The organism is Bartonella sp. AA78NXGY, from assembly GCF_042197005.1.
In the GTDB taxonomy this organism is placed as follows: domain Bacteria; phylum Pseudomonadota; class Alphaproteobacteria; order Rhizobiales; family Rhizobiaceae; genus Bartonella.
The window spans coordinates 127079-151662 of sequence record NZ_JBHIRI010000003.1 but is presented as its reverse complement, the minus strand read 5'-3'; the positions used below and the strand labels follow the sequence as shown (position 1 = coordinate 151662).

29 protein-coding genes and 3 pseudogenes are annotated in these 24584 nt (G+C 40.1%); 19 read left to right on the top strand and 13 right to left on the bottom strand.

What is annotated here, in order from left to right:
* The first annotated feature begins 8 nt into the window (after positions 1-8).
* From ACFINL_RS03110 to virB11, 19 genes are read left to right on the top strand one after another with little or no spacing between them, the layout of a single operon-like run.
* Positions 9-335: a type IV secretion system protein VirB3 gene (locus tag ACFINL_RS03110; RefSeq protein ID WP_375612517.1), complete on the top strand. Its 327-nt coding sequence runs from the start codon at positions 9-11 to the stop codon at positions 333-335.
* Positions 332-2692, top strand: coding sequence for a VirB4 family type IV secretion/conjugal transfer ATPase (locus tag ACFINL_RS03105; RefSeq protein WP_375650061.1), 2361 nt, complete (start codon positions 332-334; stop codon positions 2690-2692). Before ACFINL_RS03110 ends, ACFINL_RS03105 begins: the two co-directional genes overlap by 4 nt.
* The gene (locus tag ACFINL_RS03100) at positions 2689-3465 is read left to right on the top strand and encodes a type IV secretion system protein (protein ID WP_375650058.1); all 777 of its coding nucleotides are present in this window, start codon (positions 2689-2691) and stop codon (positions 3463-3465) included. Before ACFINL_RS03105 ends, ACFINL_RS03100 begins: the two co-directional genes overlap by 4 nt.
* Positions 3466-3489: 24 nt before the next feature.
* Positions 3490-3756, top strand: coding sequence for an EexN family lipoprotein (locus ACFINL_RS03095; protein WP_375650055.1), 267 nt, complete (start codon positions 3490-3492; stop codon positions 3754-3756).
* Positions 3756-4118, top strand: a complete 363-nt coding sequence (locus ACFINL_RS03090) for an EexN family lipoprotein (RefSeq protein ID WP_375650047.1) — start codon at positions 3756-3758, stop codon at positions 4116-4118. Before ACFINL_RS03095 ends, ACFINL_RS03090 begins: the two co-directional genes overlap by 1 nt.
* A gap of 26 nt (positions 4119-4144) precedes the next feature.
* Positions 4145-4348 (top strand): hypothetical protein, encoded by a 204-nt coding sequence (locus ACFINL_RS03085; protein ID WP_375650040.1) that lies wholly within the window; start codon positions 4145-4147, stop codon positions 4346-4348.
* Between the two features lie 54 nt (positions 4349-4402).
* Positions 4403-4804, top strand: a complete 402-nt coding sequence (locus ACFINL_RS03080; protein WP_375650033.1) for an EexN family lipoprotein — start codon at positions 4403-4405, stop codon at positions 4802-4804.
* A 26-nt stretch (positions 4805-4830) separates the two neighbouring features.
* On the top strand, positions 4831-5070 hold the full coding sequence (locus ACFINL_RS03075) for a hypothetical protein (RefSeq protein ID WP_375650026.1): 240 nt from the start codon (positions 4831-4833) through the stop codon (positions 5068-5070).
* A 27-nt stretch (positions 5071-5097) separates the two neighbouring features.
* Positions 5098-5502 (top strand): EexN family lipoprotein, encoded by a 405-nt coding sequence (locus ACFINL_RS03070; protein WP_375650018.1) that lies wholly within the window; start codon positions 5098-5100, stop codon positions 5500-5502.
* Between the two features lie 26 nt (positions 5503-5528).
* Positions 5529-5747 carry a hypothetical protein gene (locus ACFINL_RS03065; protein ID WP_375650011.1) on the top strand — a complete coding sequence of 73 codons (219 nt, stop codon included), beginning with the start codon at positions 5529-5531 and terminating at the stop codon, positions 5745-5747.
* 48 nt (positions 5748-5795) lie between these two features.
* Entirely contained in the window at positions 5796-6149 is a 354-nt protein-coding gene (locus ACFINL_RS03060) for an EexN family lipoprotein (protein ID WP_375650005.1), read from the top strand.
* A gap of 26 nt (positions 6150-6175) precedes the next feature.
* Entirely contained in the window at positions 6176-6379 is a 204-nt protein-coding gene (locus ACFINL_RS03055) for a hypothetical protein (protein ID WP_375650000.1), read from the top strand.
* A gap of 54 nt (positions 6380-6433) precedes the next feature.
* Positions 6434-6856 (top strand): EexN family lipoprotein, encoded by a 423-nt coding sequence (locus tag ACFINL_RS03050; RefSeq protein WP_375633406.1) that lies wholly within the window; start codon positions 6434-6436, stop codon positions 6854-6856.
* A gap of 46 nt (positions 6857-6902) precedes the next feature.
* Complete coding sequence (locus ACFINL_RS03045; protein WP_375649991.1) at positions 6903-7790, top strand: type IV secretion system protein; 888 nt, start codon at positions 6903-6905, stop codon at positions 7788-7790.
* 6 nt (positions 7791-7796) lie between these two features.
* Positions 7797-8081, top strand: a complete 285-nt coding sequence (locus ACFINL_RS03040; protein WP_375612504.1) for a type IV secretion protein VblB7 — start codon at positions 7797-7799, stop codon at positions 8079-8081.
* Positions 8078-8749, top strand: coding sequence for a virB8 family protein (locus tag ACFINL_RS03035; protein ID WP_375649983.1), 672 nt, complete (start codon positions 8078-8080; stop codon positions 8747-8749). The genes ACFINL_RS03040 and ACFINL_RS03035 overlap by 4 nt, the downstream gene beginning before the upstream one ends.
* 2 nt (positions 8750-8751) lie before the next feature.
* Positions 8752-9603, top strand: coding sequence for a P-type conjugative transfer protein VirB9 (gene virB9 / locus ACFINL_RS03030; RefSeq protein ID WP_375630944.1), 852 nt, complete (start codon positions 8752-8754; stop codon positions 9601-9603).
* 27 nt (positions 9604-9630) lie between these two features.
* Positions 9631-10803 carry a type IV secretion system protein VirB10 gene (gene virB10 / locus ACFINL_RS03025; RefSeq protein ID WP_375649976.1) on the top strand — a complete coding sequence of 391 codons (1173 nt, stop codon included), beginning with the start codon at positions 9631-9633 and terminating at the stop codon, positions 10801-10803.
* A 17-nt stretch (positions 10804-10820) separates the two neighbouring features.
* The gene (virB11, locus tag ACFINL_RS03020; RefSeq protein ID WP_375622633.1) at positions 10821-11873 is read left to right on the top strand and encodes a P-type DNA transfer ATPase VirB11; all 1053 of its coding nucleotides are present in this window, start codon (positions 10821-10823) and stop codon (positions 11871-11873) included.
* Positions 11874-12056: 183 nt separating this feature from the next.
* Here virB11 and ACFINL_RS03015 read toward each other — a convergent pair whose 3' ends face one another.
* The 13 genes and pseudogenes from ACFINL_RS03015 to ACFINL_RS02955 form a co-directional block, all read right to left on the bottom strand.
* A complete protein-coding gene (locus tag ACFINL_RS03015; RefSeq protein WP_375613217.1) occupies positions 12057-12200 on the bottom strand; it encodes a hypothetical protein in 144 nt (47 codons plus the stop codon).
* Positions 12201-12742: 542 nt separating this feature from the next.
* Positions 12743-12862, bottom strand: a complete 120-nt coding sequence (locus tag ACFINL_RS03010; RefSeq protein WP_375638284.1) for a type II toxin-antitoxin system RelB/DinJ family antitoxin — start codon at positions 12860-12862, stop codon at positions 12743-12745.
* Positions 12863-13028: 166 nt separating this feature from the next.
* Positions 13029-14546: a type II toxin-antitoxin system protein adenylyltransferase VbhT gene (vbhT, locus tag ACFINL_RS03005; RefSeq protein ID WP_375649970.1), complete on the bottom strand. Its 1518-nt coding sequence runs from the start codon at positions 14544-14546 to the stop codon at positions 13029-13031.
* Positions 14533-14718 (bottom strand): antitoxin VbhA family protein, encoded by a 186-nt coding sequence (locus ACFINL_RS03000; protein ID WP_375628016.1) that lies wholly within the window; start codon positions 14716-14718, stop codon positions 14533-14535. The genes vbhT and ACFINL_RS03000 overlap by 14 nt, the downstream gene beginning before the upstream one ends.
* A 200-nt stretch (positions 14719-14918) precedes the next feature.
* Positions 14919-15164, bottom strand: a pseudogene (locus tag ACFINL_RS02995) (HigA family addiction module antitoxin).
* A 647-nt stretch (positions 15165-15811) separates the two neighbouring features.
* Entirely contained in the window at positions 15812-16789 is a 978-nt protein-coding gene (locus ACFINL_RS02990; protein WP_375649958.1) for an RNA-guided endonuclease InsQ/TnpB family protein, read from the bottom strand.
* 23 nt (positions 16790-16812) lie between these two features.
* Positions 16813-16953 carry a helix-turn-helix domain-containing protein gene (locus ACFINL_RS02985; RefSeq protein ID WP_375611780.1) on the bottom strand — a complete coding sequence of 47 codons (141 nt, stop codon included), beginning with the start codon at positions 16951-16953 and terminating at the stop codon, positions 16813-16815.
* 50 nt (positions 16954-17003) lie between these two features.
* Positions 17004-17440, bottom strand: a pseudogene (locus ACFINL_RS02980) (IS607 family transposase).
* A complete protein-coding gene (locus tag ACFINL_RS02975; protein WP_375611770.1) occupies positions 17395-17625 on the bottom strand; it encodes a MerR family DNA-binding transcriptional regulator in 231 nt (76 codons plus the stop codon). The pseudogene ACFINL_RS02980 and the gene ACFINL_RS02975 overlap by 46 nt, the downstream one beginning before the upstream one ends.
* Before the next feature lie 268 nt (positions 17626-17893).
* On the bottom strand, positions 17894-19267 hold the full coding sequence (gene glmM / locus ACFINL_RS02970) for a phosphoglucosamine mutase (protein WP_375611769.1): 1374 nt from the start codon (positions 19265-19267) through the stop codon (positions 17894-17896).
* Positions 19268-19737: 470 nt separating this feature from the next.
* Entirely contained in the window at positions 19738-21900 is a 2163-nt protein-coding gene (gene ftsH / locus ACFINL_RS02965; protein ID WP_375611768.1) for an ATP-dependent zinc metalloprotease FtsH, read from the bottom strand.
* Between the two features lie 114 nt (positions 21901-22014).
* Positions 22015-23502 (bottom strand): tRNA lysidine(34) synthetase TilS, encoded by a 1488-nt coding sequence (gene tilS / locus ACFINL_RS02960; RefSeq protein WP_375649954.1) that lies wholly within the window; start codon positions 23500-23502, stop codon positions 22015-22017.
* Positions 23503-23520: 18 nt separating this feature from the next.
* Positions 23521-24584 (bottom strand): annotated as a pseudogene (locus tag ACFINL_RS02955) (tol-pal system protein); the annotation flags it as partial.

Sequence of the window (24584 nt, the reverse complement as noted above, 5' to 3'; positions counted from 1 at the left end):
TCAAAGCCATGAAAGAGCACGACAAGCTAACAGAAGATACGTTATTTCTTGCTTGCACGCGCCCTGCAATGATTGCAGGCGTGACGGTGGAAGCTATGGGATTAAATGGGATAGGAACGATGATATTGTTCATTATGGCAGGCAATATTTTTTTTCTAACCTTTGGTGTGATGCTGCATTTCATATTCAAGGAAATCCTAAAGCATGACCATAACAAATTTCGTATTCTTCTGACATGGCAAAAAACAAGTATTTTTGCCAGAAATTCGAGTCTATGGGGTGGGGGAAGTATTTCTCCATTACGATTAATTCGTAATTATGAGGAATTACAATGAATAGAACAGAGCGCAAACGTGAAAAGCAGCCAGAGGCGATCATTCCTTATGTGCGCCATGTCAATAAACACATCATTGCGCTGGATTCACGCGCTCTCATGAGCGTTATTAAACTTGAAGGGATTAACTTTGAGACAGCGGATATTATTGATCTGAATGTGCTTCACGAACAGCTCAATAATCTGTTTAAAAACATAGCGGATGAACGGATAGCGCTTTATAGCCATATTATCAGAAAGCGTGAAACGATTTATCCGGATGGGACTTTCAGATCGGCATTTGCCAAGCAATTAGATGATAAATATCGCGACCGGATGATTTCACAGGAGCTTTATCGCAATGAGCTTTATCTTTCTATTTTGTGGAATCCACACGTTGATCAAACGGATAAATTAGTGGAGTTTTTCAAACGTTTAGGCAAAGCCAAGCAAGAAAAGACAGAAGTTGATGCAGAGTCCATTCGCAAGCTTGAAGATATTACAACAGATCTTATTCAAAATTTAGAGCGCTATGGTGCAAGAAGATTGAGTCTTTATGAACATGAAGGCAATATTTATTCGCAGCAAAGTGAGTTTATCCACCAATTGGTGGGAGGTCGTCGTGAACGGATACCTCTCACATGGGGGACGATAGCTTCGACTGTTTATTCAGACCGTCTCATTTTTGGAAAAGAGATCATAGAAATACGCACCGAGGCGGGACAGCGGTTTGCGGGCATGTTTGGTTGGAAAGAATATCCAGCAAAAACTAGGGTAGGCATGGCGGATGGTTTGCTCACCCTTCCCTTTGAGTTTATTTTCACCCAATCGTTTATTTTCAAGAGCAAAAATGCTGCCAAACAGATTATGGGGCGCAAACAGAATCAAATGGTCAATGCAGGAGATCGAGCAGGTTCACAAATTATGGAACTGGATGATGCGCTTGATGATCTTGAATCCAATCGTTTTGTTTTAGGGGAGCATCATTTATCATTGGCAGTTTTTGCTGATACGCCGCAAGAGTTAGCGGATAATCTTGCCAAAGCGCGTTCTCGTCTTACAGATGGTGGGGCTGTCATTGCGCGGGAAGACTTAGGGTTAGCGGCGGCTTGGTGGGCACAATTGCCTGGCAATTATGCTTATCGCACCCGCTCTGGTGCAATAACAAGCCGCAATTATGCAGCGCTTTCTCCTTTTCATTCTTTTCCGGTTGGAAAAATAGATGGCAATGTGTGGGGACCAGCGGTAGCCTTGATGAAGACCTCTGCTGGTTCACCGTTTTATTTTAACTTTCACTTTGGTGATTTAGGCAATACGTTTGTTTGTGGTCCCTCTGGTTCTGGGAAAACGGTTATTGTCAATTTTCTTTTAGCGCAACTTCAAAAGCATGATCCCAATATGGTCTTTTTTGACAAAGATCGGGGCGCAGAACTTTTTGTCAGAGCGGGTGGCGGCACTTATATGCCCTTGAAGAATGGTAGACCGACAGGCATAGCACCGCTAAAAGGCTTAGACTATAACAATCCAGCAGATAGAGTTTTTTTACGCCAATGGATTATAAAGCTTGTTTCTTCTGAAGATCAAAAGATCAGTGAATCAGAAAGACAAGATATTTCTGCTGCTGTTGACCAACTTGCCTTGTTGCCAAAAGAACAACGGACGATCTCCGCCTTACAAATGTTTTTTGACACCACGCACAGGGAGGGGATAGCGGGTCGTTTAGAAAGATGGTGTAAAGGCAATGCCTTAGGGTGGGTTTTTGACAATCCTGATGACGACATTGGCATTGATGCAAAATTTATTGGTTATGACATGACGGATTTTTTAGACAATAATGAAATTCGTCCCCCATTAATGATGTATCTTTTTCATAGGATTTTGTCTCTGATTGATGGGCGTCGTATTATCATTGTCATTGATGAGTTCTGGAAAGCCTTAGAGGATGATTCCTTTAAAGCCTTTGCGCAAGACAGGCTGAAAACTATCCGTAAACAAAATGGTTTGATGTTGTTTGCAACGCAATCTCCCAAAGATGCGATCAATTCGACCATTGCCCACACCATTATAGAGCAATGCCCCACACAGATTTATTTTCCCAATCAAAAGGGCAATCATGGGGATTATGTAGAAGGTTTTAAATTATCGGACAGAGAATTTAACCTGATACAATCAGAATTAAGCCGTGAGTCACGGCGTTTTCTCATCAAACAAGGACAAAGTTCTGTTGTAGCAGAGCTAAATTTACGCGGCTTTGATGATGAAATAGCCATTTTAAGTGGCACCACCAAGAATATTGAACTCCTAGAGACCATTATGGATGAAGTTGGACAATCTCCAGAAAAATGGCTTCCTATTTTTCAAGAAAGGTCAAAGCAATGAAAAAACTTTTATTGGCAACAGCTCTTTGCGCAATTTCTTTTGGTTTAACAACCAATTCATTTGGTTTTGGCGGTATTGTATTTGATCCCAAGGCTTTTGGACAAATGATTAAACAAGTTCAACAAGGCCAACAACAGCTTAACAAGTTGCAAGAACAAATTCAACAAGGTGCACAACAGCTTGACCAATTAAAGAGCCAACTCGATCAAGCGAAACAATTATATAACTCCCTAAATGTCAAGCCTGACATTTCGGGATTGAAAGAGATGTTTAACAAGCAAGGGAGCAGTGGCGCCCTTCCTTCAGATTTTAACCACTTTCAACAATCAATGGGCAGTGGTGGTGGCGGTGGCGGCGGCGGCGGCAGCAAAAACACGCAAAAATGGCAAGAAGAACTTAAATACAAAGAGCCCGCAGGGGGTGCTGGATCAAAAGAGGCAGCAGATGCTTTTTACGCACAAGAAGTGAAAAAAGCCGAACAGAACACGGTAGGACAAGCAGCAAAAGGCCAAGACGTCTACGAAGAAGCCAGTGAAACACAAAAAACCATTAACAAGCTCCTTGACGAACTTGGAAGTACTAAAGATTCGGGTAAAATTCAAGGCATTCAAGCACAATTATCAGCAATACAAGCAAAACTCCAAACACAAGTTCTCCAAATGCAAGCCGCCGCGATGATTCAACAAGCGGAATACAAAGCTGCCGAACAACGAGCTTACGAAGAATTTGCAGCGCGATATGCAGATTATGCCAAAAAACTCGGTGGTCAATAAACGGAAGAAAAGAGGGGCTTGAATATGAACAAGATCATCATAACAACATTGCTACTTTGCACAGGGCTGATCACCACTGGCTGTGAAAAAACCTACAGCGTAGAAGAACTTAAAAAAAATAAAAAACTGATGGAAGAAGTATTAGTGAAATGTTTGACGTCAGGGGATTTGAATTCGAAAAATTGTAAAAATGCAGAGCAAGCTGAATTTGAAACCCGTAAAAAATGGGGAGGCTTTGGCTCGACAAATGACGATAAACAAGAATCTGAAAAGAAACAGGACAATAAATAATGAATAAAGTTCTCATAACAACATTGCTGCTTTGCACAGGGCTTATGGCTGCTGGTTGTGAAAAAACCTATAGCGTCGCTGAATTTAAAAAAGATAAAAATTTACGCTTCGAGTGGGATGCTAGATGTGGATTTGCAGGAACTTCAAAGAATTGTGAAAACATGCGGTTAGCATTTTTAGAACTTCAAAAAGAATATGAAGCAAAAGCAGCAGAAAGAAGTCGTAAAATTGACGAAGAAAATCGCAAATCAATGGAAAAATTGAAAGCTGAACAAGACGCTTGGATTGAAAAAATGAGAGCTAAACGAGAAGCAAGAGAACGCGCTAAAAGAGAAGCTGAACAACAACAAAATAACCATTAAGACATAATGAAGAGCGGAGCATCTAAATGGCAATAGTAACCAAAGGCGTATTTACTGACATAGATGATATGTTGATGAATCCCATTACAAAAACAATGGATAACATCTATTGCGCTTTAGCTGCTCAACTTAAAGAACCTTACAGACTATACAATATATTTATGGCAACATTATGTCTGTGCCCTAGATTTATCATCACTGGTTATAAAAAACCGATAACACAAGCATAATTTAAAAATTGTGCTCAAACCTTGTAAAACTGAAAGGAAAAAGGGGAAATATTGATGAATAAAGTTCTCATAACAACATTGCTGCTTTGCACAGGGCTCATCACAGCTGGATGTGAAAAAAATTACAGCGTCGCAGAATTTAAAAAAGATAAAAATTTACGCCTAGAATGGGATGCGAAATGTGGATTTGCAGGAACTTCAAAAAATTGTGAAAACATGCGGTTAGCATTTTTAGAACTTCAGAAAGAATATGAAGCAAAAGAAGCAGAAAGAAGTCGTAAAATTGCAGAAGAAAATCGCAAAAGATATGAAGAATTTATGGCGAAACAAAAAGCCAGACTTGAAAAAAGGGAGGCTGAGACTCAAAAAATACTCGAAAAACAAAGAGCGGAAACACGCGCTGAAGAAGAACGAAGAGCAAAAGAGCGCGCGGCAAAAGAACAAAATAACCATTAAAACACGATGAAGAGCGGAGCATCTCAATGGCAATAGTAACCAAAGGTGTATTTACTTGGATAGATAATACTGTAATGCATTCCCTTACAAAAATAATAGATAGCGCCATTACACATCGCTATTGCGCTTTAGCTGCTCAACTTAAAGAACCTTACAGACTATACAATAGATTTATGGCAAGATTATGTCTCTGCCCTAGATTTATCATCACTGGTTATAAAAACCAGAACACAGCAGAATCTAAAGATTGTGCTCAAAACTTGTAAAACTGAAAGGAAAAAGGGGAAATATTGATGAATAAAGTTCTCATAACAACATTGCTACTTGGCACTGGAATTATCGCTGCTGGCTGTGAAAAAACCTATAGCGTCGCAGAATTTAAAAAAGATGAAAAATTACGCCTAGAGTGGGATGCGAAATGTGGATTTGCAGGAACTTCAAAAAATTGTGAAAACATGCGGTTAGCATTTTTAGAACTTCAGAAAGAGTATGAAGCAAAAGCAGCAGAAAGAAGTCGTAAAATTGACGAAGAAAATCGCAAATCAATGGAAAAATTGAAAGCTGAAATGAGAGCCAGAATTAAAAAAATGAGAGAAGAGAATCAAAAATTCCTTGCTGAACAAAGAGCAAAAGAGCGTGCTGAGGAAGAACGAAGAGCGAAAGAGCGCGCGGCAGAAGAACAACAGAATAATAATTAAGACATAATGAAGAGCGGAGCATCTAAATGGCAATAATAACGAAAGGCGTATTTACTGACATAGACAATATGTTGATGAATCCCATTACAAAAATAATGGATAGCGCCACTACACATCGCTATTGCGCTTTAGCTGCTCAACTTAAAGAACCTTACAGACTATACAATAGATTTATGGCAACATTATGTCTGTGCTCTAGATTTATCATCACTGGTTATAAAAAACCAGAACATAGCAGAATTTAAAGATTGTGCTCAAACCTCAAAAACTGAAAGAAAGAAGGGGAAATATCTATGAATAAAGTTCTCATAACAACATTGCTACTTTGCACAGGGCTCATCACCGCTGGATGTGAAAAAACCTATAGCGTTGCAGAATTTAAAAAAAATCCAAAATTATTTGATGAATGGGTCACGAGATGTGGAGGGATAGGAACTTCAAAAAATTGTGAAAACCTAAGAGTAGCAGGCGCTGAACTTGAGAAAGAACGTCGGGCAGAGATTGATGAACATAATCGCAAAATAGATGAAGAATTTAAAGCTAAAATGAAGGCTAAACTTGAAAAAATTGAAGCTGACACTAATAGATTGCGAGCCGAAAGAGAAGCAAAAGAGCGCGCGGCAGAAGAACAACAAAATAACCATTAAAACATAATGAAGAGCGGAGCATCTAAATGGCAGTAGAAAGCAACGGCATATTCACTAAGATAGACAATATGTTGATGAATCCCATTACAAAAACAATGGATAACATCTATTGCGCTTTAGCTGCTCAACTTAAAGAACCTTACAGACTATACAATATATTTATGGCAACATTATGTCTGTGCCCTAGATTTATCATCACTGGTTATAAAAAACCGATAACACAAGCATAATTTAAAAATTGTGCTCAAACCTTGTAAAACTGAAAGGAAAAAGGGGAAATATTGATGAATAAAGTTCTCATAACAACATTGCTACTTTGCACAGGGCTCATCACTGCTGGATGTGAAAAAACCTATAGCGTCGCAGAATTTAAAAAAGATAAAAAATTGATGGAAGAGTGGAATGCTAAATGTGGATTCGCAGGAACTGCAAAAAATTGTGAAAACTTAAGATTAGCACAACTTGAACTTCAAAAGGAATATGAAGCAAATGCTGAAGAGAGAATTAGGGAACACAACGAAAACATGCGTAAAGCGATGGAAGAATATCGAGCCGAACTACGAGCTAGACATGAAAAATGGAAAATTGATTTTGAAAAAAGGCAAGCTGAAATAGAAAAAAGAAAGGCTGAAGAAAAAGCAAAAGAACAAGCCGAGCGCGAAGCAGAAGAGCGCACTAAAGCTAAACAACAACAGAATAATAATTAAATCAGAAATAATCGTATTTGCAAAAATTAGATAGAATGGACGTGCAATGGCATTCGAAAAAATAGATTTCTTTACCACGGCAGAAAATATGTTAATAGAACCTATTATGCAAATAATGAACGAAACCACCGCAAATCTCTCATCGGGTTTAAGTGCTCCGCTTAAAGCATCATGTACAATCTACATTATATTTATGGGGTACAATATCATCTCAGGGCGTTCTTCCATGCCACTGTGGGAATTTATAGTGACAGCTTTCAAACTTGGCATCATTGTTTCACTCGCCACAAACGCTGCTCTTTATAATGAGTGGGTCGGGGATTTATTTTTCAATAGTCTTCCTAATGCCATTGCACATGCCACACAAGGTACAATACACTCAGATAAAAATATATGGGATGATCTGTTAAACAAAGCTGTTGCACATGTTTTTGATGAAGCAAAATCTGCATCATGGCTTGCATTGGGTGCGTATCTTGTTGCTTGGATAGTTGGTTTTGCCTGTTACGTGATTGCTGCTGTTTTTTGCATAATTGGTTTTATCGTCACAATGTTTGCTAAGCTGGGTTTATTTCTCGTCATATCAGTAGGACCGCTCTTCATAAGCCTCTATATGTTTTCATCAACAAGAAGGTTTACAGAGGCATGGTTAGGACAAGTTGCAAACTTCATCATACTTCAGATATTAGTCATCTTGCTTGGTGGTATGTATGTCAAACTTGCACTGAAAATCTTTACAACAAACATTGTAGATATCATGTTTTCCTTTGGCGCATTTATGGTGGTTGGCCTTGGTGGTATTTTTCTTTTCTTCAATTTACCTGGCATGGCTTCCGCTTTAGCCTCTGGGGGTGCCTCCCTTACAGGCTCAGGAGGAGCTAAAACAATAACGAATGGTGTAAAAAAATTAGCATCACTATTAGCAAAGGCTTAAGTTCAAATGCGGGAATTTAAAAAAATTGGGATTATCTTACCATTTCTCTTTCTCAGTGGCTGTGTGTCTTCACCAAACACACTGAAGTCACTCCCAAAGTGTGATGGATATTCTAAACGTCCACTCAACAGATCAATGTGGAATTGGGAAGGGAAAAAACCCACGCCCACACCCATTATCATCAGTAACAACACCCCTTCACCCGTAGAAGGTAAGCTGGAAACGCTTCTGGCACAAAAATTAACGGATGAAGAAATCAAATCTTACAAAAATTGCGGGCAAAAAGCATGAAAGAAAAAGACATAGAACAATACATTGCTGAAGCGCGCTCGTTTGATCAAGATCGCATGCTCGCCTCACGCCGCACCACCCGCGTCTCGCTTGCCATTGCCGGCATCGCAGTTGCAGTTGCAATAATGTCTTCTTTCGCGGTCATCACCCTCACACCCCTTAAAACCGTGGAACCTTTTGTCATCCGTGTAGACAATTCAACCGGCATCACCGAAGTTGTGGAAGCCTTAAAAGAAGGTCCCACCAATGTCGACGAAGCAATCACACGCTACTTTGCTGCAAAATACGTCCGCTCCCGTGAAGGCTTCACCACAGAAGAAACACAACACAACTTCCAAACCGTCTCCCTCCTCTCTTCTTCTGAAGAACAGGAAAGATTTGCCAGCTGGTATGGAGCAAGAAATCCCCAAAGTCCTCAAATTCTCTATAAACACGCCGCTGTTACAATAACAATAAAATCAATCTCCTTTATCAATGACGATGTTGCCCAAGTGCGTTACTACAGAACCATTCACGACAACGACAACAACAAAGAATTCATCACCCACTGGGTTGCAACACTTACCTTTGAATACATCAATGCCCCTATCTCTGTCCAAAACCGTTTGATAAATCCTCTAGGGTTTATTGTTAGTGAATATAGAACCGATCCGGAAGTGGTCAACTGATCATGACAAAAAAAATTCTTTTTCTCATTCTTAACATCGCTATTACCCTTTCTTTAACGCCTAGCCATGCCAGTATTTTTCCCACTCGTGCGCCAAGCGATAGCCGCATTCGCTTTATCAACTATGATGCCTATAATGTCACAAAAATTATTGGCTCCATACGCTCATCGGTACAAATAGAATTTTCTCCCAATGAAGAAATTGCTCATGTAGCGATTGGCAACAGCGTTGCATGGGAAGTTGCACCAGCGGGTAATATTCTTTTCCTTAAAGCGCGGGAAGTCCAACCCATTACCAATCTCCAAGTCGTCACCACAAAGCTTGATGGCTCAAAGCGCTCCTATCAATTTGAACTGATGGTCAAAGATGGAGAAATTTCCTCTGGACAAGAAACATATTTCCTTGTGAAATTTCGCTACCCACAAGAAGAAGCAGAACAAAGAAGACTCGCAGCCCTTATGCGACAAGAAAAACAACAAGCCCAGCGTATCGATAATGTCTTCAACGCTTCTGAAACCTACGGACCTCGCAATTGGGCTTACACCGCTCAAGGCTCTATCACTCTTGAACCCTCCTCCGTTTATGACAATGGCAAAACAACAACATTTACATTTCCAGACAACCAAGAAATCCCTGCCATTTACATTGTCAGCAATGACGGTACAGAATCGCTGGTTCCCAAAACCACGAGAGGCAACATGGTGATTGTCCATGCCATTAGCGCACGCTTCACCCTAAGACAGGGAAAAAACGTCCTATGCGTCTTTAACGAAGCCTATCAACCAAAAGGCACAAATCCAAATACCGGAACAACCTCACCATCTGTTGAACGTAAAATTGCATCAGATCTTTAAATAAGCGGGAATTGAAGGGGACAACACATGAGTGATAAATCAATCATCGAAGATCGCGGATCTATTGGGGATGGCAAAAACAATAGCGCCAAAACCGCTGGCAAAAAAATAGTTGTCGCAATAGCCTGTATAGGAATCTGCGGCTATGTGCTCTGGAACATCTTATCCTCCCCCACAGAACAAAAAGACACCGCAAAAGCTCATAAAAAACAAGAAAAAAGCTTTCACAATTCCCTCGCCCCTTTAGAGCTCGCGCCCTCTGACCCGCGTGCCAACATAGCACCAATAACCTTACCACCCCCACAACCACTCGCACAAGAACCCAAAAAAGATGACCCACTACTTGATGCCGCAAGACGTGCCCCTGTTCTCGCTTTTGCCAAAGGCTCTAAATCTCAATTAAAAGACATCGTCAACACGACTCTCAACCCCTTTGAAAAATTCCATGCCCTTGAAAATCTCGCGAATGCGCAAAATTCTCCTGCCCTTCAAGACACACAAAATTTTGCAACCCTATTAAAGCCTACCAAAACAGAAGAAGCAAAAGCAAAACTCATCGGCAATAGAAACTTTATCATCGCCATGGGAACCTCTATTCCCTGTATCTTAGAAACCGCATTAAACAGTGAGCAACCAGGCTTTGCAAGCTGCATCATCAACCGTGATATCCTCTCTGACAATGGGCGCGTTGTTTTGCTTGATAAAGGAACCCAAGTGATTGGCGAATACCGCGGAGGGATAAAACAAGGTCAATCTCGCCTCTTTGTACTCTGGACAAGAGCAAAAACCCCAACCGGTGTCATCATCGACCTTGCCTCACCCGCAACCGACAGTTTAGGCAGAGCCGGTTTTGATGGCAACATCAACACCCATTGGTGGGAACGCTTTGGCTCTTCCCTTTTACTCACCGTTATTGATGGTGCCACAACAGTTTTAACAAATAAAATAGTAGGCAATTCCAATAAAGAAGGTTCAAACAACTCTGGAGGCGGCGGTTTTGAAGGCGCAAACAACACTGGAAAAGAGGCCGCCAGTATTGCTCTTGAAAATCAAATCAACATCCCTCCTACCCTAGAAAAATTTCAAGGCGAACTCGTCAACATTTTCGTAGCAAAAGATCTCGATTTTTCCTCTGTCTATAAACTAGTCGTAAAGAGCAAAAGAAACCGCTCTACTCCCAGCTATTCCTTTTTTCATTAAGCCAATAAAGTCACATTATGCCATCAGCAAAAAATGCAGAACGCGCCTCCATCGTTTTAACAAAATTAAAGATCTTAGATGATTTCCTCAATGATGACAATTTATTTGAAATTGTTATCAATCGCCCTGGCGAAGTAATCGTTGAGGGTCCCAATGGTTGGCAAACCCACATCTTAAAAGAACTAACCTACAGCGAACTAGAAGGGATTGCAAAAGTTGTTGCTGCCTACACAACACAAAAAATCAGTGTAGAAAATCCCGTTCTCTCCGCAACACTGCCAAACAACGAACGCATACAAATTGTTATGCCTCCAGCAGTTGCAGCCAATACCATTAGCATGACCATTCGTAAACCTTCATCACGCACTTTTTCTCTTGAAAGTTTACATGAAAACAATCTTTTTTCTGTTGCCCAAAACACCAGTTTCACACCCACGCAACAAATGACAGAACGGTTATCCGAACTCTCTGATACAGACAAAGAGCTAACAGATCTCTTTATCGCCAAAGACTTTTGCACCTTTTTAGAAAGAGCCGTTATTACACAACAAAATATCTTAATATCGGGCAAAACCGGTTCTGGTAAAACAACCCTCTCCAAAGCTTTGATTGCAAAAATCCCTGACTATGAACGAATTCTCACCATTGAAGACACACCAGAACTTGTCGTTCCGCACGCCAACAAAGTCCAACTCTTTTATTCAAAAGATAACCAAGGCTTAGCAAAAGCAGGTGCAAAAGAACTGCTTGAATCAGGATTACGCATGCGCCCCGACAGAATCCTTCTACAAGAGCTGCGTGATGGTACAGCCTTTTACTATATCCGTAATGTCAATTCTGGTCACCCCGGCTCCATTACCACCGTCCACGCCTCAACAGCCCTTGCAGCCTTCGAACAAATGACCCTTTTAGTCAAAGAAAGTGACGGTGGTGGTAATTTAGCACGCGATGATATCCGCGGCTTATTAATCTCGATGATAGATGTCATCATCCAATGTAAACGTTTGGAAGGAAAATTTCGTGTAACAGAAATTTATTACGACCCTTTCAAGCGCCGTGATGCTTTTTAAAAAAAACGATACCCCTCACACCCTTTTTTATAAGCAAAAACTATACCAATAGAGCTTTCTTAAAAACACGATTATAAGCCGCGGATATCATCGCGTGCTAAATTACCACCATAGCTTCAAGTTCAGTGTCAATAATCGAAAACAACAAGTAAAAAGAAGTAAAAATATCATCCCCATTCCCAATCACGCATGCGCCCCACAGGAAAACCAAAACGTGCCGAAAATGATATCTATAACCCTATATTTTTTCTGATTTTTTTTGACATCAACATTTGCAGGAATATAGATACCAAATTTAGTATCCGCTTCACCTTTAGCTTCAGACAAGAGCTTCACGAGCACCTTGTAATATACGAGATCCTGCTTTATGTGCCTTATCCATTATTATTCTTTTCGATATTCATCAAGGCGCAATATAAAAATTTTCTTCAACGCATTCCTCTCTGATTTTGTCAAATTACCTCAAGATGATTGACTGTAAATATCTTCGATCAACACCGGAATATTTTAACCACCAAAAAAGGGTATAACTTTATATCCCCCACTTTTACTCTTATGCTTTTAAACCTAACTTTCCTTGGCTTTCTCTCATACCTTGCATAAGACCACCAGCATCTGAATGAGTAGCAATAAAAGAAACAATATCAAATAATTATTCAGGCGATATGCCTTCTTCTTTCACAGAAGTTCAATAAGCTGCCATTTCAATCACGGTTTGCATACATCATTCAATATACGGAAACACCCATAACGATAACGATGTAAATGAAAAGCTAATTTGAAGTGAATGATCAGAAATATCAAATATCCAAATGACAAAACAAATCTTACCTATCTTCAGCTATATCTCTTAACCCTTGTCACTTCTCTTAACCCTTATCACTTTTCTCAAAAGTTTTAAGCGTTTTCTCATGAAGAATATACATATCAAACGGCAATCCTCTTTCATCAACAACTTTTGTCAAAGCAATACGGATGAAATCAGACACCGTAAGTCCTAAACTTGCTAATATTTCACCGAATTTTTTTTAACGCCCTATCTATGCAGGCACATACAACGTCTTTTGTCACACCCATATTAAACCTCTTTTGATTACCTCTCTTTTGCCATATGGCTTAATAGGGCTTATACAGCATAAGGCTTTATCCTTGCCCTTACCGTATCATATCTATTGATCTTGCACGCGCTATTGCGTTGATTTTCTCCTGTTGTCTCTGTTGCAAAAACTTAACTGCCATTTGAAACTCTTTTATGCGTTCTTTATTATAAGACTGTTCTTTGGGGATTGCTTTTGATAAATCAAAACCATATTTATGAATGGCATCATGTCCAAAACGTTTATCTAAAACACTTTGTAGCTTTAAAAACTCTTGATTAACCTGCTCTGGTATCTTTGAATAACTATCACAACCAGCTTCAACGTTTTTCATAAAAGTCACTGCTTCTTGTGAAAGTGACGGAACCTCAACTTTCAATCGCTCACGCTCCCGTGTAACACTATCCATATGTGTCTCATAAGAATTCTTATAAAAGGATTGAAGCTCTCTCATAGTAGAAACAGCAAGAGGAACATGATAAAGCGCTTCTTTTCGTTCTTTTCCTGTAGCCTTCAATTTATCGATAAAACGATCTAATCCACGCAGTTCGCCTGCTCTATCAGGTGCCCTATCCAAAATATCAGGAAGTTTATCGCCTTTACCTGCTAAAATCGTTTGCTCAATCCTAAACGCAGCCTCTTGTGGATCTCTATAAATAGATGCTAAATGACTGTTTAACTCCTTAAACACATCAATGTAAGATTTTTTATTTCTAAGAGCGCTTAGCACCTTCTGTTCTAGATTAGAATTATCTATATAAGCAGCAAGGTATGGCTCTCGTTCTGTTGCTTTTGCAACAACATTCAAATCATTTTGTAATTGTTCAAGTTCTTCTTTTTGACGTTTAGCAAAACTTGTCTTTTCTCTATCCCAAGGAGTTTCAATCTTCTCTTTTTGTTGTTCCAAGCACTCTTTATTAAGATCAACGCAAAAAGCAATATTTTTGCCAATACCTTGAGAAACATCATCCCTTTTATTTTCTGTAAACTTGATAAGGTTCTTATAGATGAGTGCAGATAGATATTCTGAATTACCAAAATGTGCTTCAATTGACGCACGTGTCATTTCTTGTCGCTCAATACCCTTCCAGTTGATATGATAACCAGCTTCACGAGCCAGTTGCACCATAAATTCACGCTGAGTACGCCCATTCCCCTCTCGAAACGGATGCAACGCATTCAATTCGCCCATGTAATACCCAGCCCTTTGGCTAAAGTCATAAGCGCCAAGACCACGCAGATACTGTTCTTTTGCAAGCTTTTTTGTAATCTTCGGTGCATAACTTTCAATCTGATTATAACTAGCAAACATACTATTGCCTTTGGCAATATCCACTAAACGAACTTGTCCCGCCCATTCATATATGTCACCAAACAGTCTTCTATGAATCTCTTTCATGTAATTCAGATCAAACTTACCACCAATAGGAGTATGTACAAATTCGAAAGATTTTACATAAGAAATCGTAGATTCTACACGTTGTAGCGTGGCTTTGTCTTTAATACCAAACCGATTATACATCACACCAGTTTCAGGATCAGTATAAGGATCACCGCTCCCCTTATACTTCTCCACGTTTTACCCTCTCCATATAATCTTTGAGGATATCACTTGTTTCAAACTCTCCAATAATAACACGTTCCATTTGCTCAACGACTTTTGGATCTGGCTCTAATCCCTCTAAACGTTGGCTTGCCAATGCATTTTCAGCATAGAGGCGACGCAGCTTAATTTCCTCTTCACTCAATATATTAAAACCCTCCTTTGCTTATATTTATTATAGCCAAACAGACTATAGAAACAAGATTTTATTCCTTGTCTTACCCGCGTTACATCTTTTGACCTTGTACGCTCATACGCATGATTTAGCTCTTGTATACGTTTCTGTTGCAAAAACTTAACTGCCATTTGAAACTCTTTTATGCAATCTTGATCATGGGACTGTTGTTAAGGATTTTTTTTTGATAGATCATAATTTGTTTGCATAGCAAGCCAAGCACGTGCTGTGCTTACACCAGACATTTCAAGCCTAATAGCAAGATTAGCACTCATAGCGGCTTTTCCATTTAAAACTCTAGAAAGTGCTACACGAGATATACCAAGCTACTCTGCTGCTTCATTAAAGGATAAACCAAGCTCTTTGATCACATCTTCTCGCAATAATTCACTGGGATGTGAAGGATTCTTCATCATTGTTTAGATCTCCTTTTTGATGACAATCCAGATAATCAACCATTTCGACATCTATGCTATCAAAGCGAAATATTACGCAACAATTTCCATTTACAGTAATTGACTAATAATCCTTGAAATCACCCTTTAGCAGATGTAATTAAAAGGATGGATAACTCAAATCTTTTGGCGATACATCTCCTTCAAGAGCACTTAGAATACGCTTTAATTTTTGAGCATGGGCGGTTCTAATCCCTTCAGTCGTACCAGTATTATAGAAGGCTTCAATCCTTTTATGTTTAAATCTTAAAATTGTAAATGAATATAGAGTGTACCCTTCCAAGATCCAAAAATGTTCATTATTTTTACATCACATGGCTTTTTTACTTTATAAACATTAGAACTGTCGTAAAAAAATTGATCATTCTCATCTCTTTCTCATTATTCTACTAATTATTGGAAAAGTATAAGTTCATAATTAGGAGGAGCTAAACGTAATAGGAGCGTATCATATCCCCAATTGGCAGCGGCACTTAGAAACATCAAGATGATATAACCACAATGACCATTGCTGTTTGATGTTCATGAGGCGCTGCACCCGCTGTATGTCCAGTAAAAAGAATGAATAACACTTAAACTCCCGTTCTATCAAACTTATGTAAATATAATCATTTCTGATTAAATATACTGTTGATTTCCTGCTTCTTCGAGGCTGGTTTCACCAAAGTCACAGGACATTGCCCAGAGCATTCCTCTCCACAGGCTGACACGGTGGAACTCACCGCCAAGTTTTTTAAATTAATCGCGGCATTAATGTCTCTATCATGGTTCGTACCACAATGAGAACATCTCCACTCACGTATGCTAAGAGGTAATTGTTCAATCTTACATCCGCAATGATGGCAGATCTTACTGCTCGCATACCAACGATCTGCAATAACAATCTGTCGACCATAACGTGCCGCCTTATATTCCAATTGACGGCGAAACTCGAAAAAACTTTGATCTGCAAGGGCACGCGATAAATGCTGATTTTTCAGCAAACCTTTTACATGAAGATCTTCCAGACAAAATGTACCAAAACGCTGAATTAAATCTGTTGTAACCTTATGCAAATGATCTGTTCTGATATTACTTATTCGTGCATGAAGCTTAGCGAGTTTTTGTTTCTCCTTATAACGATTGCTCGAGCCTTTTTGCTTACGGCTTAGCTTTCGTGATAAGCGTCGTAAACGATTTAGCAAAGCCTTATAAGGTTTAACGCTTCTTATGGTTTCTCCTGTCGAAAGCGTTGCAAGTGCATTGACGCCCAAATCAAGACCAACAATAGCTTGGTTCTCGCTCAGTGGCTCTTGATTATTGGTTTCAACGCTAAGACTTACAAACCACCGATCCGCTTTACGGCTAATGGTTACTGACAAGATCTTTCCTTGAAATCGCAATTGTTCTCGCAGACGAACCCAACCAAGTTTGGGAATTGTTATCTTGGAACCTTGCAACTGTACTTGATCATTGGTTAAAGTAAAACGATCGTGCACTCCTTTCTTTCTCAAAGTGGGATATCGGCTTCTTCCTGAAAAGAAATTCTTAAAAGCCATACCCAATTGAATAATTGCCATTTGTGGAGCATTTTTAGTGACTTCCATTATCCATGGAAATTGTTCTCGTTTTAGAGAATTGAATTGTCTACGTAGCGCATAGTCATTAGGCTTTGTAAATTATTATCTTTCTTCCATGCTTCATATTGCTGCTGCCATTCCTTCAGTGCCCAATTATAAGCAAAGCGCGCGCAACCACTGGCTCGAGCCATGTAGCTTCGTTGTTTATTGTTTAAGTCTAGAGCTATTTTGTGAGCAACAATCATTGCGATGCTTCTACAGCTTGACGAACATTCTCTAATAACTTTTGATTTTTTCTCGAACGACTTCCATAAAGACGAGCACTGAAGACAGTAATAATTTCTAAAACATCTTTGGCTAAATCTTCTTCAAAACTGCTTTCTTCTCCTTGATTGAGAATGACAACCTCAACTTGTTTGGCTTCACAAATGGCGAAGACCAATTCCGCACCAAAGCGCAATAAACGATCTTTATGCGTAATCACCAAACGACCTATTTCATTTTCAATGAGAGCATCCAACAAACGTTTAAGACCTTTTTTACGATAATTCATCCCTGACCCTAAATCAGAGATGAGTTCATAAGTCCACCTTGGCTTGCGCAATAAAGCTCGAGAACCTGTTTTTGTCGCTCTAAATCGTCTTTTTGATCATGGCTCGATACACGCGCATAAGCAATGGTTTTTCTTTGTGATAGTTCTCTCGAATGAAAAGCTCAGGTCTAAGCCTAGATAGGTCATAACGGCGGTGACCTCCTGCCGTGTGCTCAGAAATAATTTTGTCTTCACATTCCCAACGGCGTAGAGTGCTGATCGAAACACCCAAAACTTGAGCGGCCTTACCTATCCCAATAAATCTATCCATAATGTATATTATTACACAGATATAAATAGATTACAAATAAGCTGTTAAAGCCCCCCACTACAAACTCTGTTAAACTAATAACCGATTTACGAATAAGTAAAAGAAAAAGGAAAATCAAAAAAAGGCATATTTTTTATATCTTACGAACTATAGAGAAATCTATACGCATTGTAGTTATTAGAATTGGACTTTCCTTTTGTAATTGCCAAAATCCCGCATTAAAATCAGACCTTTATTCAAAGATGATCTGATAATTTTTTCAAAAAATTCAAGATTCCTCAAGTGCAGTCCCCATGCGTACATCATGATGAATAATAACATCCATCAACTCTGTCACGACAGTGTCCAATACTTCTCGTGCATCGCCTTCAGCCATAAGGCGGATAACCGGCTCAGTTCCAGAAGCGCGGATCACCAGCCGTGCCTCTTTTCCTAACCGCTTCTCTGCTTGATCAATGGCCGCTTTGACGGGATTTTTTTTCAAGACATTTTTATTTTTAATCGTTACATTTTTTAAAATTTGCGGTACAGGTTCAAACCGTTTACACAATTGGCTCATAGGGCTTTGACTTTCCTTCATACAGGCTAAAATCTGCAATGCAGCCACCAAGCCATCACCCGTTGTACCAAAATCACTAAGCACGATATGGCCAGAAGCCTCACCACCAACATTATATCCCTTTTGGCGCATGGCATCGACAACATAACGATCTCCAACTTTTGTCCTTACAAGGTGCAACCCTTTGCTATTCAAGAAACGCTCTAGTCCAAGATTTGACATAATCGTTGTGACAACACCATTGCACCGTAATCGTCCCATTTTATGCCAATTTTCAGCAATTACAGCAATTAACTGATCTCCATCAACCGTTTGTGCTTTTTCATCAACAATGAGAACCCGATCTCCATCTCCATCAAGAGCAATCCCCACATCAGCACGCACTTCATGCACTTTTCGTTTTAAAGAGCTTAAATCGGTTGATCCACATTTTTGATTAATATTGGTCCCATTGGGCTCATCATGAATAGCAAAAACCTCAGCCCCCAATTCCCATAAAGCACGGGGAGCCGCTTTATAAGTAGCCCCATTGGCACAATCCACAACAATACGCACAGTATCTAAGCGAACATCACGCGGCAAAGTTCGTTTGGCATATTCAATATAACGATAAATATCTCCCTCAACCCGTTTTGCATAACCAATTTCGGCAGAACTTGCTAAAGACTTTGAAAGATCTGTATCGATCAATTGTTCAATTTTCGCTTCCATATCATCTGAAAGCTTAAAACCATCAGGACCAAAAAGTTTAATTCCATTATCATAGAACGGATTATGAGAAGCAGAAATCATCACCCCAAGATCCGCGCGCAAAGAGCGGCAAAGCATTGCAACAGCAGGGGTTGGCACTGGACCCAATAAAAAAGCTTCCATCCCCGCAGCAGTCAATCCTGAAACCAAAGCGTTTTCCAACATATAGCCAGATAATCGTGTATCCTTGCCAATCACCACACGATGAGATTGATGTTGTGAGCGAAATAAAACCCCTACAGCCATCCCCACCTTCATGGCAAAATCGGGTGTCATAGGAAATGAATTGGCTTTCCCCCGAATTCCATCTGTACCAAAATATTTTTGCACCATGCCTCTTTCCTTTAATATATAATTCTTCCCTTGGCTTTTCCTTAAAATCCTAACAAGCCCCCTTCACCATCTACACATCTAAACCACTCTCAAGCAATTATGTTTACACCCTCACACATAAAAGCAATATTATCTCCTCAAAATGCTCTATACATCCCTTTAACACAACCAACGGATAATTTCACACACTTGCTAAATCCGTAAAGAAACCCAGCACCAAACCTCACACCCTACCAAATCAGCAAGGAAATCTATCGCCTAACCTTACAACCCCCTACCACATTAGAAAAGCAACAGTCCACCTCGCCTTGTAGCATGCTAAAGCCGCCATCATACAACGGCTTTGCTTAATTTTTTGCTTCCATATTTTTGCAAATATTACAAGAAAGGCGCAAACAAAACTTGCGCCTTTCTCAAAGAATTTAGAAGTTTTCCTAAAACATCGTCACTCAAGCGATATTAAACAGTTCTTATTTTTCTTTATCATGTCCCGCAGTATTGGACTTCTTTTCAGCATTACTTTTAGAGCGGTTGACTGATTTTGTGGTGCCTTTTGTGCTTTGTGCTTTTTTCTCAGTCTCATCCGATTGCACTTCTTTAGACTGAGCCTCCTTAGGCCCAACATTACCGGATTTTGCTGTTTTTTTCCCAACAACTGCCTCTGCTTTACCTGCCTTGCCTTTATCGGTCTCTTCTTTATGAGGCACTATTTTAGGAGCTGCTTCAGCGTTTTTTTCATCTACCACTGTTATCTCTGCTCTGACCGTTCCAGTTTTTGGAACAGAAGACCCCCGTGGCGCAGCACCCTCATCTTTCTGTGTGCGTGAAGGAGGCTTTCCTGCAATAACTTCGTTAATTTCAGCTCCCGTTAAAGTCTCATATTCCAACAAACCTTGTGCCAAAGCAAACCATTCTTTTCTTTTTGTTTTCAAAATGTTTGTCGCATTTTTATAGGCATCATCAATAAGCTTACGCACTTCCATATCAATCATGCGCGCTGTTTCTTCAGAGACATTTTGTGTTCGCGCAACAGAATGACCCAAAAAGACTTCATCTTGGTTATCGCCATAAGCTACATTTCCAAGCAGATCAGAAAATCCCCACCGTGTGATCATCGCGCGTGCTAATTTCGTTGCTTGTTCAATATCAGAAGAAGCACCAGATGTGATATTTTCCTTTCCAAACTTTAATTCTTCAGCCACACGTCCACCCATCATAATGGCCAGACGAGAAATCATCCACCGATAACTCATAGAATAGCGATCGCCTTCAGGCAATTGCATCACCATTCCCAATGCTCTTCCCCTTGGAACGATTGTTGCTTTGTGAACAGGATCAGCAACCGGCACATTAAGAGCCACAATAGCATGTCCTGCTTCGTGATAAGCAGTGAGTTCTTTTTCCTCTTGTGTCATAGCGGTTGAACGACGTTCAGCCCCCATCATCACCTTATCTTTGGCATCTTCGAATTCTTGCATCGTGACAACTCTTTTATTACGGCTCGCAGCCATAAGAGCAGCTTCATTGACCAGATTCATCAGGTCTGCACCGGAAAATCCTGGTGTTCCCCTTGCCAAAATTTTCAAATCAACGTTAGGCGCTAAAGGCACGTTGCGCACATGCACTTTCAAGATTTGTTCACGCCCAGAAACATCAGGGTTTGGCACAACAACTTGTCGGTCGAAACGCCCTGGTCTTAACAAAGCGGGATCAAGCACATCGGGACGGTTTGTTGCGGCAATAAGAATAATACTTTCATTGGGCTCAAACCCATCCATTTCGACAAGCAACTGGTTTAAGGTCTGTTCACGTTCATCGTTTCCACCGCCAAGACCAGCCCCCCGATGGCGTCCAACAGCATCGATTTCATCGATAAAGATAATACAAGGTGCATTTTTTTTAGCCTGTTCGAACATATCGCGCACACGGCTTGCCCCAACACCAACAAACATTTCAACAAAATCAGACCCTGAAATGGTAAAGAATGGCACATTGGCTTCACCTGCCACAGAACGTGCTAGCAAAGTTTTACCGGTTCCTGGAGGACCAACAAGCAAAACACCGCGTGGGATACGCCCCCCTAAGCGTTGAAATTTTTGTGGTTCGCGTAAAAATTCAACAATTTCTTGAAGATCTTGCTTTGCTTCTTCAACGCCAGCAACATCTTTAAAGGTAATACGTCCTTGCGCTTCATTAAGCAATCTTGCTTTCGATTTCCCAAATCCCATTGCACCGCGTGACCCATTTTGCATTTGCCGCATAAAAAAGACCCACGCCCCCACGATAATAATAACAGGTAATAAGGAAAAGAGGAGATTGAGGAAAATGCTATTTCCAGAGCTTTCAGGAATAGCTTTAACATTAACGTTTTTGCTTTCCAATTTTTGTATCAAACCTGGATCGCGAGGAGCATAGGTTGAAATAGCTCTATGTTCAATGGTTTTTCCTGTTAATTTTTGACCTTGAATGGTCACAGATTTCAACTCATTATTCTCAACTTTTTGCAAAAATTCAGAATAGGAGACTTCTCCACCACCAGAACGTTGGCTATCTCCATTAAAGAGAGAAAACGACACAATCAAAATCAATGCAATAACTCCCCAAATAAGGAGAGAGCGGTAATTGGAATTCATATTCAGCCCACTTAATCAAATATAGATTTCAAACAGTTCCCCTTAACATATAACCTTGTCAGCCCCTTGCCAAGGGATGAGAAGCTGTTTATTTTCTTTTAGAGTAATTTTCCTTTATCTTTTCACCTCAATATTAAAAAAAGGTTCCACAACATTCACCAAGGCTGCATCTTCTCGTGAGGAAAGCCAATCGAAAGGTGCCATAATTCGCTTGACGATAACATGTTTATGAACAACTGCTTGAGAAATCAACTCTGGAATATCATACCCTTTATGATTTGAGATCATCAGCAGCGATTGTAAAGAGGGAAAATGAGGCTTTTCAAGCTCAAAATCGCTATTTTTTAATAAAAATTTCAGCTGTTCTAAATTTGCGGCTCCAACCTTTATAGCCTCATATCCATGATTTGTGATATGATAGCGCCCATCCCATATAAAAGTTTTATCTGGCTCAACAATAGCCTCTTTCATATTTCGCCCTTCACGCCACAAAGAAATTCCCTGCTTGTTATATTCAATAACAGAGCCCGCATAAGTAAAACGCCGCTTTTCTGGAGAATCAAGACAGAGTTTTTGAACAAGCATGCTTAATTTCTGATTGGGGAGCAAATAAAATCCCCCTCCCATCAGCACAGCAAAGAGCCCCACCACAAAAGGAAAACTGGAATGTTTCTGTAAAAACAGCGCAGGCTTTTCTATGAAACAACGCCCATGTTGGACAGTAATATCCAGCGCTAAGATCAAATCAGCAATATTTTTAGCTTGTTGACGACGCTGCAATGCGGCTTCATTTATTTTTTGAGCAATATAAGCCAATTTTTGTGGAGAAAGAGATTGACGCACGCGCACACGTTCAAAATTGCGATCTTCATTGGTTGGATCATCAATCCATGTTTGTCCTTGTAAGCGTAAATAATTCCGTAATGTTTGGCGTTTTACACCAAGGAGTGGCCGAATCAAACGCACTTTTCTATGCAACAGCGCCTCACGCGGAATACAGGATAAACCACGCTCATAGAGGGGACCATAGTTTTTTTCGGCAATATTTTTTCTTGTTTTTCTGGTATGATCCTCATCACGTATACCCTCGGCTTCACCGCGCAAAATACCAGCAAAACCACTGGCATAAACCTCATCGCGCATGGCAACAGCTTCACTATATAAAGCACCTCTATTCTTTTGGAGACGTTGATACCGCATTTGATAGGTCTCAACCTGATCATTGAGTGTATGCCCCGTCATAATAAGTGATGCGCCTTGTTTTTGTGCTTCTTTAACCAAGAGATCATAGCGTGCAACACGCGCGCTGGAAGCAATATGCGTCTTTGGCTTTTCGCCTTCCCATCGCACAGTGATATGTTGAATATCATGGACACGACAAATTTTCGCAACAGTTTCTGCTTCACGCATCGATTCTTTACGCAATTGATGATCAACCGTGACAACAATCATTTCTGGAGGAAATGCGAGAGTTTCCAAATGCTCTTTGACCAAAAACATCAAAGCCAAAGAATCACTTCCCCCTGAGACGGCAAGAATCAACTTCTGACATTGAATAAAATCCGATGTTTTAAAGAGATTTCTTGCCAGTCTAACGCACACCGAAAACGACCTCGCTGTTTATTTTGCAGGTTTACAAAAAACAGATGCTAATGTTTGTTGACGTTTTGATTTTTTCACAAAATGAGCACAATCGTCTTTATTTGGCTCAAGAGCGACCATACTTCTTGCTAATTTCAGTAAAATCTCGGAGGTATAGAGCTTCTTTTTATCTGCATACCATGCGGTAAGATAAACTTGTGCTGCTTCATGATAGCGTTTTTGCCCCAACAAAGATTCGGCCAACCAAAATAAAGCATCATCACTCAAAGGATCTTTTTTGTAACGATTTTGAAAAGCGCAAAAGCTTTTTTCAGCATCAACATAGTTAGCAGAACGAATAAAATCATACCCTTCCTTATACAAAGCTTTAGAAGAAGAAAGATTGTCACTCTGATGTGCTTCAATTGGAGCACTTACTTCATGCGCTTTGTTAAAAGGTTGACTGTTTTCATGGTCATGGCTCTCCACCTTAGCTTCCACAGCAGCAACCTTTGTCTGGTCACCTGTACTATAGTCCTGCTCCATCTCTTCTTTTACAGTCTGAGATTTTTCATCTACAGCAGACTTTTCAAAAGAACAAGAATAAACAGAAAAGGCTTCTGTATCAAAAAGCTCGTGAAACTGCTTGTTAACATTTTTTAAACTGTTATGCTCAAGCACCATTCGTATCTTATGCAAAAGCTTATCTAAATCATAATCTTTAAATAAAGCCTGTTGATTCTCTAAAATAATCCCTTGGTGCTCTGCAACACTAGTAGCTTTTTCCACCACATCAGATGCTGCTTTATCAGCTGCTTCAGGTGCTTCTTTCACTGCATCAACAGCCTTATTAACAGCGTCAGTGGCTTTTTCCTCCACATCAGATGCTGCTTTATCAGCTGCTTCAGGTGCTTCTTTCACTGCATCGACAGCCTTATTAACAGCGTCAGTGGCTTTTTCCTCCACATCAGATGCTGCTTTATCGGCTGCTTCAGGTGCTTTCTTCACTGCATCAACAGCCTTATCAACAGCGTCAGTGGCTTTTTCTATCACATCAGATGCTGCTTTATCAGCTGCTTCAGGTGCTTCCTTCACAGCATCAA